Origin of the sequence: Cognatishimia sp. WU-CL00825 (assembly GCF_040364665.1) — a bacterium.
GTDB lineage: Bacteria > Pseudomonadota > Alphaproteobacteria > Rhodobacterales > Rhodobacteraceae > Cognatishimia.
Map to the genome: position 1 here is coordinate 1,994,067 of NZ_BAABWX010000001.1, position 12,977 is coordinate 2,007,043.

The window sequence follows — 12,977 nt, forward strand, 5'->3', positions numbered from 1 at the left end:
GCGCCCCTCGGTTTCGGTGTGGCCGCTTGAAAACTTTCAAGATCTGACGAGCAATACCGCGTCAAAACGATGTTCTTGTATTTCAAACGCCGCCTGGCCCAAGAGTTCGACCGCTTTATAAGCTAAACTTTCCACGGGAACGCTGATCGTCGAAACGCCGCCGCCGATCCAGGAGTAAAACGACGGATCGCCATATCCGACAAATGCCATGGGACCACTGGGCGACAGGCCAGCATCCATCAAGGCATTGAGCGCACCATTTGAGATTTCAAACCCGCCGCAAATCAATGCCGTGGCCTTTTTCTGCTCGATCAATCGCTTTGCTTGCTTCAACCCCATTTCTGCAGACGGTGGACCAGTGCAGACAAGCATAGGTTCCTCTTGAATGCCTGCGCTCGCAAGCCCGGCACGAAAGGCTGCCAGTCGTGAGCGACCAGAGGACAAACGGCTATCTGCACCGATGAACGCAATGTTTTTATGACCTTCTGCGGCCAGATGCGCCACGGCATTTTTTAGAGCAGTTCGGTCGTTCACAAGAATTGATGGCGTGGCCTCACCCGTATCGCTTTGCCGAATGAGTTGAATAACCGACATGGCCCTCAGATGGGTCAATTCTGTTTCTGAATGTCCAGGTGCCGGCACCATAACAACACCCTGAGCCTGAATTTCGTGCAAACGCTGCAGAGCCTTTTCTTCTGCAGCGATGTCGTCCCCAGTCAGGTGAATAATCAATTGCAACGATTGTTCTTCGCAAGCAAGCGCCATGGTATTGGCAAAGCGCGCATAGAATTCATTGACGATATTTGGCAGCAAAAGGCCAACGATGCGCGTTTCGTCCCCGCGCATGGCTTTGGCCGCTGCACTTTTAACATACCCCACTTTGCGCGCATGTTCCTGAATGGCTTCTCGTGTTTCTTTCAGCACATTGGGATGATTCGAAAGGGCACGCGAAACTGTCATGTGCGAGATGCCAAGATCTTTGGCTATGGACTTTATGGTGACGCGTGGCGACAAGTTATGCCTTTCATTTTAGGGCCTTATAACAATTGATGACCGATGTGTCTTGACAGAAATTTGTTCTTTGGTAGATATGTTCACGTGAACATTAATTCAGAGGACGGCCGAATGCCTGACCTGCGAGACAGATGCGTATCCATCATGGAAGAGCTTGGGATAACCCGAGACACTGCGATTGACGACGTCATTCCTTTGACCGGTGGCGTCGCATCAGACATCGCGCGCGTTGAAGCTGGTGGCAGGTCCTATGCCATCAAATTTGCCCTGCCAAAGCTAAGGGTCGCCGCAGACTGGCACGCGCCAGTCCACCGCAATGCCGCAGAATACGCTTGGCTGAAAGTGGTCGCCGAACTGCAGCCCGACAGTGCGCTGGCCCTATATGGAAGGTCAGAAAAACAGCACGGTTTCGTCATGGAGTTTCTAACAGGTGACGATGTTTACCTTTGGAAAGCTGCCCTGTTGAACGCACTACCAAAGCGCGGAGAACCTGAAGCGGTCGGCGCTCTTTTGGGTCAGGTACACGCAGCTTCGTCGGGTCCAAATTTTGATGCTGCGCCCTTTCATAATCAAGATGATTTTTACGCGCTGCGGATCGAACCATATCTGGTGCACACAAAGACTATTCACCCCGGGCTTTCATTGATTTTGGATGAAATGGCCGACATGCTTTATCAATCCAATCAAGTATTGGTGCACGGCGATGTCAGCCCCAAAAACATACTTTTCCGCGCAAAGGGACCCGTTTTACTTGACGCCGAATGTGCGACCATGGGCGACGCAAGCTTTGACCCATCGTTTTGCCTTAACCATCTGTTTTTAAAGGCAATTCATCTACCAAAGTCTTGCAATCAACTTTTAAAGTCCGTGGCTGAATTCTGGACCGCCTACCAAGAACATGTGAACTGGGAACCCGCAACAAATCTTGAAGCGCGCGTGTGCAAGTTGTTGCCGGCTTTAATGCTTGGGCGCGTCGATGGAAAATCTCCGGTGGAATACCTGAATGACCCACAACGGGCCTTTGTGCGGATCGCTGCAACACATCTCCTTTCAACACCGGCCACTTCGGTCCCGGAATTTGTCGAAAGGCTAAAACAAATCATGAAGGAGCAGAGCAAGTGACGGCCATCTCAGAAATAAAGGGACGCCGGGTCTGGGACTCGCGCGGACACCCAACGGTCGAAGTTGACGTACGGTTGGAAAACGGTGTTCTGGGACGCGCCATTGCGCCGGCGGGTGCTTCTCGTGGTGCACGCGAAGCAATTGATCTGCGGGATGGGGGTACGGCCCTCGGGGGCAAAGATGTTCAGAGCGCACTTGCCAATGTGAACGGCCCTATCGCAAATGCTTTGAAGGGTCTTAACAGCACCGACCAAACCGGCGTGGATGCTGCTATTCTTGCGCTTGATTTGTCACCGCTCAAAGAAACCTTGGGCGGCAACGCAACCGTAGCCACTTCGTTGGCAGTCCTACATTCGGCAGGCGCAGATGCAAAAAAACCGCTTTGGCGGCATGTGGCTGACCACTATGGAACCGCCCCAGCGCTTCCCCTGCCGGAAATTCAAATTTTTGGCGGTGGTGCCCATGCTGGCCGGCGCGTAGACATTCAGGATTTCATGATCATGGTTCCCGGTGCTGCAAGTTTTGAAGAGGTGATGGAAGTCACCAACGAGATCTATTTTGCCGCCGGTGATATCATGGCCCAAAAGGGCAAATTGGCCGGGGTCGCCGACGAAGGCGGTTGGTGGCCTGTCTTTGACAGCAATGAAGAAGCGCTGGAAACACTGGTCAGCGCGATTGAGAAAGCCGGCGAGACCCCAGGGGAGCGTGTTGTGATTTCGCTGGATATTGCGGCATCAGAATTTGGCAAGTCAGGCAAATACAATTTGGCCCTAGAAAACCGAGACATGGACAGCGGGGATCTGATTGACATGCTTGGCGGATGGATCGACGCTTATCCGATTGCCTCAATCGAAGACCCACTGGGCGAAGATGACCCAGAAGGCATGATTGAATTCACCCGGCGCTTTGGAAACCGCGTTCAGATCATTGGTGATGACTACCTTGTGACCAACGCGCATCTGGTTGAAGAAGCGGCAACAGCCGGTGCTTGCAATGCGGTTTTGGTCAAGGTCAATCAGGCCGGCACCGTCACAGAAAGCATCGACACATTCAAAGCTGCACGTGCGCGGAATTGGGGCGCTATTGTCTCGGCCCGGTCCGGCGAGACCGAGGACGCATCGATCAGCCATCTTTCAACCGGATTAGGCGGCGGACAGCTTAAGGTTGGCTCGTTCACCCGTTCCGAACGCATGGTGAAATGGAATGAATGCCTGCGCATTCAAGAGGCCCTAGGGTCAGACAAATACGTCGCTGGGTTGCCATTGGCCAACACCTGGTGGGGCGCGAAACAAAAGGAAAAGCAATGAAACTGATGCGATACGGTGACCGTGACGGTCGCAAAATCCCCTGCATCCTCGACGCAAACAACACACCGCGTGATGCGTCATCGATTGTCGGAGACTTTGGGCCACGCAGCCTAGCTGCGGGTGCCTTGGTTAAACTTGCCGCTGTCGATCCGGAAAGCTTGCCAGTTGCTGACATCGCCGGAAAACGCCTTGCGCCACCAGTTGCACAGCCGTTTAATATCTGGTGCGTCGGGCTAAACTATTCTGACCACGCTGCAGAGGCGGGCATGGCTATTCCTGATGAACCGATTTTGTTCAACAAAGCCTCATCGACGTACTGCGGACCAAACGACGACATTCTGTTTAGCCCTAAAATGACTAAACTGGACTGGGAAGTTGAACTGGGCATCGTCATTGGCAAGCCCGCGCTTAACATCAGCAAGTCCGAAGCGATGGATCACGTTGCTGGCTTTGTTCTGGTCAACGATCTGTCAGAGCGCGCCTGGCAATTGGAACGCTCTGGTCAGTGGGTCAAAGGCAAATCCTTCCCGAATTTCTGCCCAACCGGGCCGGTGCTTGTGACGCCTGATGAAATCGGCGACGTCAATGCTTTGGACATGTGGCTGGATGTGAATGGCAAGCGCATGCAGTCAGGCAACACAGGCACGATGATCTTCGATGCTGAAACCATCGTGAGCTATATGTCTGAATTCACCAGGCTAGAGCCGGGAGATCTGATCTGCACAGGAACGCCCCCGGGTGTTGGTGCTGGCATGAAACCCCAAGTTTGGCTGCAAAAAGGCGACAAGGTTTCTTTGGGAATCAGTGGCTTGGGTGAACAAAGCCAAACAGTTGTGGATCTATAGGTACATCATGAAACTCAGGTCGCAAAAATGGTTCAACAATCCGGATAATCCGGAAATGACCGCTATCTATGTCGGGCACTATTTGAACTATGGCCTGACACTAGAAGAACTACAGTCGGGCAAACCTATCATAGGTATTGCCCAAACTGGCAGCGACCTGAGCCCCTGTAATCGCCACCACATTGAACTGGCCAAACGCGTGCGCGAAGGTATTCGCGAGGCCGGCGGCATTGCTTTTGAATTTCCGGTGCATCCAATACAGGAAACCGGAAAGCGCCCAACTGCAGCCCTTGATAGAAACCTGGCCTATTTGGGCTTGGTTGAGAGCCTTTACGGATATCCACTGGATGGCGTTGTGCTAACAATTGGCTGCGACAAGACCACCCCAGCGCTGTTGATGGCCGCTGCGACGGTCAATATACCAGCTATCGCGCTTTCTGTTGGCCCGATGTTGAACGGCTGGCACAAAGGCAAACGGGCGGGGACTGGCGCGTCCATTTGGGAGGCGCGCAAACTCTATGCGGCAGGCGACATTGACTATCCCGAGTTCATGAAAATGTCTACCGCATCGACGCCGTCGGTAGGCTTTTGCAATACCATGGGCACAGCCACCACCATGAACTCGCTCAGCGAAGCTTTGGGCATGCAATTGCCCGGTGGCGCGGCAATCCCTGCCCCCTATCGCGAGCGCGGACAGATTTCATATGAAACCGGTCGCCGGATCGTCGATCTGGTGCGTGAAGATCTTAAGCCCGGCGACATCATGACGCGCGCGGCTTTTGAAAATGCAATTGTTGTAAACTCTGCATTGGGTGGCAGCACCAATGCGACAATTCACCTGAACGCTATTGCGGCCCATGTGGGCGTAGAGCTGACCAACGATGACTGGCAGGACTACGGGCACGATATTCCTCTGCTTTGTAATGTCCAACCCGCAGGCGCATATCTAGGGGAGGATTTCCACCGAGCCGGAGGCGTGCCTGCCGTTGTCTCGGAGCTGTTGAAGGCAAAGGTCTTGCCCAATCCAAATGCGCTGACTGTGACGGGCAAAAGCATCAAAGAGAACACCTCTGGCATTGAAGTGAGCAACACTGATGTCATTCACAGCTTTCACAACCCCTTGAAACTTGCAGCAGGCTTTGTGCACCTAAGCGGCAACATTTTTGACAGCGCAATCATGAAAACATCTGTTATTTCAGATGAGTTTCGCGCGCGCTATTTGTCAGATCCGGCCCATCCCAACGCCTTTACTGCGCGCGCCGTCGTTTTTGACGGGCCAGAAGATTATCATGCACGCATTGATGACGCCGCGCTGAAAATAGATGAAAACTGCATTCTTGTGATCCGAGGCACCGGGCCGATTGGCTATCCTGGTGGTGCAGAAGTCGTCAATATGCAACCCCCAGCCGCCTTGTTGCGGCGTGGCATCACAGAATTACCTACATTGGGGGACGGGCGGCAGTCCGGAACATCAGGGAGCCCGTCGATTTTGCATGCGAGCCCCGAAGCCGCAGCTGGTGGCAACCTTGCTATCCTGAGAACCGGAGACGAAATTCGCGTTGATCTGCAAAGCCGCAAGGCTGATGTGCTGATTTCGGATGCAGACATTGCACAAAGGCGCGCCGATCTGGCCCGAACCGGTGGTTATGCCTTTCCAGATCACCAAACCCCTTGGCAAGAGATCCAACGCGGCATGATTGGTCAGCTAGATACAGGAATGACCTTGAAACCGGCACTATCTTATCAAAATATCGTGCAAAAACAGGATGTTCCCCGTGACAACCACTAACCTATATAGCTTGCAGGGCAAGGTCGCCGTAGTTACCGCCGCCGGGCAAGGAATTGGCCGCGCGATAGCCGACCATTTTCTGGCACTGGGAGCCGAAGTTTATGCCAGCGACCTAAACGCAGATTTGCTGAAAGACTTTGGCGGTCACGTGGCTTCGCTTGACGCGGCCGACCCAGCGGCAGTTAGCAGTTATTTTACGACGTTTTCGCGGATCGATATCTTGGCACATGCTGTGGGATATGTGCATCAGGGCACGATCGAAGAGTGCTCTTTCGCAGAGTGGCAGCGTTCGATGGACATCACCTTAAACAGCGCATTTTTTGTCCTGTCTTCCGCGATTCCCTACATGAAAGACCAAGGTGGCAGCATCATCACCATCGCGTCGGTTGTAGGTTCTATCAAAGGGTTTCCACGCCGCGCCGCCTATGGCACAGCAAAGGCTGGATTGATCGGCCTAACAAAATCTATAGCGGCTGACTATCTGAACTGCGGCATTCGGGCAAACGCAATTTGCCCAGGCACGGTTGATAGCCCTAGCCTGCAATCCAGAATTAACGAACTTGCCGAAACACTGGGTAGCCCAAAAGCCGCCAAGGCGTTTTTTATGGACCGTCAACCATCAGGTCGGTTGGGCACCCCTGCTGAAATTGCAAGTTTCGCGGGCTATCTAGCGACAGAGTCAAGCGCTCTGATCACCGGACAAGCCATCGCAATTGATGGAGGCATCATGATCTAATTTCCGACTTGGAGGAGTCGGCACCACTAGGCGCAGCAATGTTCACGTGAACTATGCGCAATATTTACCAGCAATCACCGTCGATAGGAGGAAAGACAATGAAGCTGAAGACAAAACTGGGTATCACGGCCGCCCTGACTGTAACGATGACATCAGCGGCTTACGCAGAACCAAAAACCAACATGCTGCACCAATGGCATTCAGGTGCCAATGCAAAGGCCATCAATGTTTTGGGCGAAATGTATGAAGCAGCAGGTGGCGAATGGAACCAAACCGCTATTCCTGGTCATACATCCAACACCATCGCGCGCCTAAGAGCCGACGTTATTTCGGGCCATCCGCCTTCTGCGGTTCAACTGAAAGGCCCTGAAATTGGTGAATGGGCAAAGACTGGCCTAACCGCAAATTTGAATGATTTGGCTGCGCTGGAAAATTGGGAAACCGTTGTCGCGCCAGAGCTGGTGTCGGTTATGAAACCACATGGTGAGTGGGTTGCTGCACCAATGAACATCCACCGCATTGATTGGATGTGGGCGTCAAAATCAGCCATGGATGCGGCCGGTGCAACTGATCTTCCAAAGACATGGGACGAATTCAACGCTATCGCCGAAAATATGGCGGCGGCCGGCATCATTCCTGTGGCCCACGGTGGCCAGGATTGGATCGATGGCACATTGTTTGAAATCGTTGTTCAAGGCATCTCGACTGACCTTTTCCGCGAAGCCTTTATCGAGCTGAATCTTGACGCACTTCAAGGCCAAGAAATGGTCGCCGCATTTGATCAACTTCGTAAGATGGTCGGCTGGATGGATGACGCATTCCCGGGACGTGGTTGGGAAGAGCCTCTGAACATGATGGCAACGGGCAAGGCTGGGTTCTATTTTCACGGCGACTGGGCCATCGGCACAATGAATGCCGCGGGTTATGAATACGGTACAGATTACCTATGTGCAGGCGCGCCGATGAATAATGGCAAACCAGGCTATATCCTTAACTCTGATTCAGTTGTTTTCTTTGAACAGAAAGACGATGAATTCATCGAAGGTCAGGCCTTGTTGGCATCAACAATTATGACCCCAGAGTTCCAAAAAGTCTTTAATGTCGCCAAAGGGTCGATCCCAGCGCGCATGGACGTCGAATTGGGCGATGAGTTCAATCCGTGCCAACAGCTGAACCTTGTAGATCTCAAAGCGGCGGCTGGAGCCGGTACCGTGGTGCGTTCAATGGCGCATAATATGGCTGTTCCGGAAAAATTCCGCAAAGCGCTGTTCACAGTGATTTCAGAATTCATCACTTCCGATATGACCTCTGAAGATGCTGCGCGCCGCATGGCCGAGGCCGTGATCAACGAATACTGATCACGCATTTCTGGGCGGATCACCTGTGCTCCGCCCCGTCAACTCACAGAAGAAATGAGGCATCTCATGCGAGAAACAGCCGACCTCCCCCCCTTCCAGGCGAGACAAAAAAGCCGATCTGCCCGGCTTTCACAACTCGTTCCTTTGGCGGTGCTACTGCCAACCATGATCACAACCGGCATCTACATTTTTGTATTTGTTTGCTGGAACATCTACCTGTCGACAACAAACTCTACCTTGCTTCCTACCTATGACTTTGCTGGCTTTGACGCCTATACGCGGCTTTGGCGCAATCCCCGTTGGACAACCGGTGTGTCAAATCTGGTCCTGTTTGGGGTACTCTATATTGTCGGATCGACCGTCACCGGGGTTTTTCTGGCTATTTTGATGGATCAGAAAGTCAAAGGTGAAAACTTTTTGCGGTCGATCTTTCTGTATCCCATCGCCATTTCCTTTGTCGTCACAGGCACAACCTGGCAGTGGTTGTTGAACCCATCAACGGGTCTTGAAGCATTTGTGCAGCGCCTTGGTTGGACTGGCTTTGAATTCAATCTGATCACCAACCGCGAAACAGCCATCTATGCTGTGGTTGTTGCCGCCGTATGGCACGCCTCGGGATTTGTTATGGTCATGGTTCTGGCCGCACTTCGGGGCGTGGATCAAGACATGGTCAAGGCCGGACAAATTGACGGCGCAGGTATGATCCGCATTTACCGCCGGATAATCCTTCCCTCGATCTGGCCAGTCATGATTTCCGTCATGATCATTCTTTTGCAATTCGCCATCAAAACATTTGATCTGGTGCTTGCGCTGACCCATGGCGGACCGGGTATCTCGACGACATTCCCAGCCATATTTGTCTACGATCGCCTGTTTGCCGCGGGTGAACTGGCTCAGGGTGCCGCTGCTGCAGTGTGGATGCTGATTGGTCTTGTTGTGGTGTTTCTTCCGATAATCGCATTGAGCTGGGTGATCCGTCGCCAGAAAGGAGTTTCGAAATGACCGCTGTCGAAACCATCCCAAATCTAGACCGCAAGCGTTCGCGCACTCCGGCCCAGATTTTTGGGCGCATCGCCCTTTATGCCACTCTCTTGGTTCTCGCACTCTTCACCTTAATGCCCTTGTTGGTCATCTTGCTAAATTCCGTGCGTTTCAACGATGACATTCTGCGGGAAAGCTTTATTGGCTGGCCCACGCGACTGACCCTGGAAAACTGGGGCGTCGCTTGGGGCAAGGCATGTATCAATGCCAGCTGTACTGGCGTGAAACCCTATTTCTGGGCCTCTATGTTGATGGTCGTGCCTGCAACGGTGATTTCCACCGGCATCGGCCTGGTCAATGGCTTTGCCCTCACCAAGTGGAAAATGCCATTTGCGAGCATCATTTTCGTTGGCATCACCATTGGTGTATTTCTGCCGCCGCAAGTTGTTTTATTGCCTTGGGCAATTGCCCTTAGCTGGCTGGGACTGGCCAAATCCCTAACAGGTCTGGCCTTGGTGCACATCATTCAGGGTACGTGTTTTACCACCCTGTTCTGTCGCAACTACCTGATCAATCTGCCTGATGACCTTATCAAGGCGGCGCGGATCGACGGTGCCGGCTTTTTCAGAACTTTCTTCCGTATTGTATTGCCACTGTCACCCCCGATCATCATCGTGACCGTGATCTGGCAGTTCACTTTCATCTGGAATGAATTTCTGTTCGCGGTGACATTCAGTTCATCAGACTTCCGTCCGATCACAGCTGCTTTGATGTCACTAAACGCCGACGACACTGGCGTAAGCGAATATGGTTTTGGTTCTGCCGCAGTGTTGATTGCAGCCATTCCACCACTCATCATCTATTTCCTCGGCGGACGCTACTTCGTTCGAGGCCTTACTCAGGGAGCCGTGAAGTAAATGGCAAGCCTAAATATCGAACAAGTCTGGAAGAAATACGGTGATTTCATCGCCTTGCGTGACATCAACCTAGACATACAGGACGGTGAGTTCATCGTATTGGTCGGCCCGTCTGGCTGCGGGAAATCCACCCTTTTGTCTATCATCGCCGGTCTCGAGGAAACCTCGCACGGCACTTTGACCATGGGCACCCGCGACGTCACCGACCTGTCGCCAAAAGACAGAAACATCGCCTTGGTGTTTCAATCCTATGCGCTTTACCCGACGATGACCGTGCAACAGAACATCACCTTCGGCATGGAAAACCGAAAGGTTCCAAAAGCAGAGCAAGACAAGGCTGTTGCAGATGTCGCAAAGCTGCTGCAGATCGAACCCCTGCTTGATCGCAAACCAAGCCAGCTTTCCGGTGGACAAAGGCAGCGGGTTGCCATGGGGCGCGCGCTTGTGCGTGACCCGCAACTGTTTTTGTTTGACGAACCCTTGTCAAATCTTGATGCCAAGCTGCGTGTTGAAATGCGGACTGAAATCAAAAAACTGCACAAGCGCCTTGGGCAAACCATTGTTTATGTCACCCACGATCAGGTCGAAGCCATGACTTTGTCTGACCGGATTGTCGTGATGAACGGTGGCGTCATCCAACAGTTCGCAGACCCGGACACGATCTATCAGAAACCCGCAAACAAATTTGTGGCTGGTTTCATGGGATCCCCGGCAATGAACTTTCTGGATGTCGAAGTTGCTGGCTCGGCAGGAGACTTGCGGCTGATCTACAACGGCGATCAGCAAGAGGTGGTTTTCCCAATTGCAGATCAGCATCCGCAATTGGAGCGTTATGTCGGTCAAAAGGTCACCTTGGGCGCGCGGCCTGAACACTTTCAACCCGCGTCAGAAGAACCGGGAAATACAGTGCCCCTTTCGGTGCGCATCGATGTTGTTGAACCTACGGGGCCGGACACCATGGTGGTCTTTACTCTGGCCGGAAACGCCTTGGTTTCTGTAATGCCTGCGAATTTCCGTCCTGAAGAAGAAGAACAGGTGGACATCGAACTGAAGCTGGACGACGCCTGCTTCTTTGATATCGCGACAGGTGTGAGGATCGGCGAAGATGGTTGAATTTGCCCACTACCCAAGCCTTTCTGGTAAAGTCGCGTTTGTGACGGGTGGTGCAACGGGCATCGGTGCCGAAATGGTCAGCGCCTTTGCCAAGCAAAACTGTAAAGTTGGTTTTGTGGATATTCAGGAGGGTGCGGCCACAGAGCTTTCCCACAAGCTAAGGCTTGAAGGAGCAACTGTTTGGTTTTGCAAAACCGATGTGACCGACGTTGAAGCGTTAAAAAAGGCGATATCTGACTGCGAAGCCGCGCTTGGCCCAATTGATGTTCTGGTAAACAATGCCGCAAATGACACACGGCAATCCTGGCAGGAGGTCACAAGTTTCAGCTGGGATGTCACCATGAACGTAAACCTGCGACCCGCCTTTTTTTCCATCCAAGCTGTTGCGTCCGCAATGAAGCACCGGGGACATGGGTCGATCATAAATTTTGGGTCGATCTCGTGGAAAGCCAAACACGGTGGCATGCCCGTATATGTCACCGCCAAAGCCGCCATTCATGGTTTGACACGATCATTTGTCAACGAATTGGGGAGCTCTGGCGTGCGCATTAACACCGTGCTGCCAGGCTGGGTTTTAACCGAGAGGCAACTTAACGAACATTGGGATAACAGTAGCGCAAGCACACTTGATCAGAACCAGGCGTTGAAAGGCAGGATACAGCCTTGTGACACAGCCGCATTGGTTATGTTCCTTGCAAGCGACGACAGTCGGATGTGCACAGGACAGGAATTCACAGTTGACGGTGGCTGGACTTAGCCGCCGTGAAAAGGAAGCAGATATGAACCAATTAGATCTTCAAAATCGCCGTGCAGTTATCACCGGAGGCGGTCGCGGCATGGGGTTTGCCATCGCCAAGCGACTGTTGCAAAGCGGCGCGTCCGTCGCGCTGTGGGATGTTGACCAAGACACGCTAAAGACCGCAAAAGAAGCACTGTCACCATTAGGACCTGTGCATACGCAGATTGTGGACGTCTCTGATTATGCGGCCGTAGAAGCCGCTGCCAAAAAAGTGTCCAGCATATTCGGTGGTATCGATTTGCTGATTAATTCCGCTGGTATCGCCGGGGTTAACACTCCTTTGGTGGACTACCCACTTCAAACGTGGAACGCGGTGATGAACGTCAATTTGAATGGTATATTCCATACCTGCCGCGCGATTGTGCCCTATATGCAGGAAAACGATTTTGGCCGCATCGTAAACATCGCCTCGGTCGCCGGCAAAGAAGGCAATCCAAACGCCTCTGCATATTCCGTTTCAAAGGCGGGTGTTATCGGTTTGACCAAGAGCCTTGGTAAGGAACTGGCGCTCACCGGAATCAGGGTGAATGTCATTTGCCCAGCAGTCATTAAAACTGAAATGTTGGAAAACGTAACCGAAGAGCAAATTGGCTATATGCTTGCAAAAATTCCACAGGGGCGCATGGGCACAGTTGACGAGATTTCAGCGATGGTCGGCTGGGTCTGTTCGGATGAATGTTCTTATAGCACTGGTGCCGTATTTGATTTGTCGGGCGGTCGCGCGACCTACTGATCTAGCGTCAGGACTGGTGTCTAAACAATTTGGTAGGAAGATTGCCTCTGACAAACTCAGAAAGTAAGCGACATTTTCGGTGTGTAAATTGCAGGGTCCCGTTTCATCCAGCTGTCAACAGACAAACCAGCGACCTGACGGGAATTCAGGTCTTGGAAAGTGCACTTAGAAGAACCATACGCGTGTCTTGCAGCGCTAACACACACATTTGCGCGCAATACCCTTGGCACCTTTAAATGATAAATTCGCCAATCGTTGTGTCA

General features: G+C 52.5%; 12 protein-coding genes. 11 read left to right on the forward strand and 1 reads right to left on the reverse strand.

Annotation, left to right across the window (positions count from 1 at the left end):
* Nucleotides 1-36: 36 nt before the first annotated feature.
* On the reverse strand, nucleotides 37-1,014 hold the full coding sequence (locus ABXG94_RS09815; protein ID WP_353533821.1) for a LacI family DNA-binding transcriptional regulator: 978 nt from the start codon (nucleotides 1,012-1,014) through the stop codon (nucleotides 37-39).
* A gap of 111 nt (nucleotides 1,015-1,125) precedes the next feature.
* Between ABXG94_RS09815 and ABXG94_RS09820 the strand changes: the two genes are divergently transcribed.
* The 11 genes from ABXG94_RS09820 (at nucleotide 1,126) to ABXG94_RS09870 (ending at nucleotide 12,714) form a co-directional block, all read left to right on the forward strand.
* Nucleotides 1,126-2,136 (forward strand): phosphotransferase, encoded by a 1,011-nt coding sequence (locus ABXG94_RS09820; protein ID WP_353533822.1) that lies wholly within the window; start codon nucleotides 1,126-1,128, stop codon nucleotides 2,134-2,136.
* Nucleotides 2,133-3,443, forward strand: coding sequence for a phosphopyruvate hydratase (gene eno, locus ABXG94_RS09825; protein ID WP_353533823.1), 1,311 nt, complete (start codon nucleotides 2,133-2,135; stop codon nucleotides 3,441-3,443). The genes ABXG94_RS09820 and eno overlap by 4 nt, the downstream gene beginning before the upstream one ends.
* Nucleotides 3,440-4,288 (forward strand): fumarylacetoacetate hydrolase family protein, encoded by an 849-nt coding sequence (locus ABXG94_RS09830; protein ID WP_353533824.1) that lies wholly within the window; start codon nucleotides 3,440-3,442, stop codon nucleotides 4,286-4,288. The genes eno and ABXG94_RS09830 overlap by 4 nt, the downstream gene beginning before the upstream one ends.
* A 55-nt stretch (nucleotides 4,289-4,343) precedes the next feature.
* Nucleotides 4,344-6,077 carry an IlvD/Edd family dehydratase gene (locus ABXG94_RS09835; RefSeq protein ID WP_353533825.1) on the forward strand — a complete coding sequence of 578 codons (1,734 nt, stop codon included), beginning with the start codon at nucleotides 4,344-4,346 and terminating at the stop codon, nucleotides 6,075-6,077.
* Nucleotides 6,064-6,813, forward strand: a complete 750-nt coding sequence (locus ABXG94_RS09840; protein WP_353533826.1) for an SDR family oxidoreductase — start codon at nucleotides 6,064-6,066, stop codon at nucleotides 6,811-6,813. Before ABXG94_RS09835 ends, ABXG94_RS09840 begins: the two co-directional genes overlap by 14 nt.
* 98 nt (nucleotides 6,814-6,911) lie before the next feature.
* Nucleotides 6,912-8,171, forward strand: coding sequence for an ABC transporter substrate-binding protein (locus ABXG94_RS09845; RefSeq protein WP_353533827.1), 1,260 nt, complete (start codon nucleotides 6,912-6,914; stop codon nucleotides 8,169-8,171).
* 165 nt (nucleotides 8,172-8,336) lie between these two features.
* Complete coding sequence (locus tag ABXG94_RS09850) at nucleotides 8,337-9,173, forward strand: carbohydrate ABC transporter permease (protein WP_353533828.1); 837 nt, start codon at nucleotides 8,337-8,339, stop codon at nucleotides 9,171-9,173.
* Nucleotides 9,170-10,069, forward strand: a complete 900-nt coding sequence (locus ABXG94_RS09855; RefSeq protein WP_353533829.1) for a carbohydrate ABC transporter permease — start codon at nucleotides 9,170-9,172, stop codon at nucleotides 10,067-10,069. Before ABXG94_RS09850 ends, ABXG94_RS09855 begins: the two co-directional genes overlap by 4 nt.
* Nucleotides 10,070-11,182 carry an ABC transporter ATP-binding protein gene (locus ABXG94_RS09860; RefSeq protein ID WP_353533830.1) on the forward strand — a complete coding sequence of 371 codons (1,113 nt, stop codon included), beginning with the start codon at nucleotides 10,070-10,072 and terminating at the stop codon, nucleotides 11,180-11,182.
* Complete coding sequence (locus ABXG94_RS09865) at nucleotides 11,175-11,939, forward strand: SDR family NAD(P)-dependent oxidoreductase (RefSeq protein WP_353533831.1); 765 nt, start codon at nucleotides 11,175-11,177, stop codon at nucleotides 11,937-11,939. The genes ABXG94_RS09860 and ABXG94_RS09865 overlap by 8 nt, the downstream gene beginning before the upstream one ends.
* Nucleotides 11,940-11,961: 22 nt before the next feature.
* Nucleotides 11,962-12,714 carry an SDR family NAD(P)-dependent oxidoreductase gene (locus tag ABXG94_RS09870; RefSeq protein WP_353533832.1) on the forward strand — a complete coding sequence of 251 codons (753 nt, stop codon included), beginning with the start codon at nucleotides 11,962-11,964 and terminating at the stop codon, nucleotides 12,712-12,714.
* The last annotated feature ends 263 nt before the right edge of the window (nucleotides 12,715-12,977 follow it).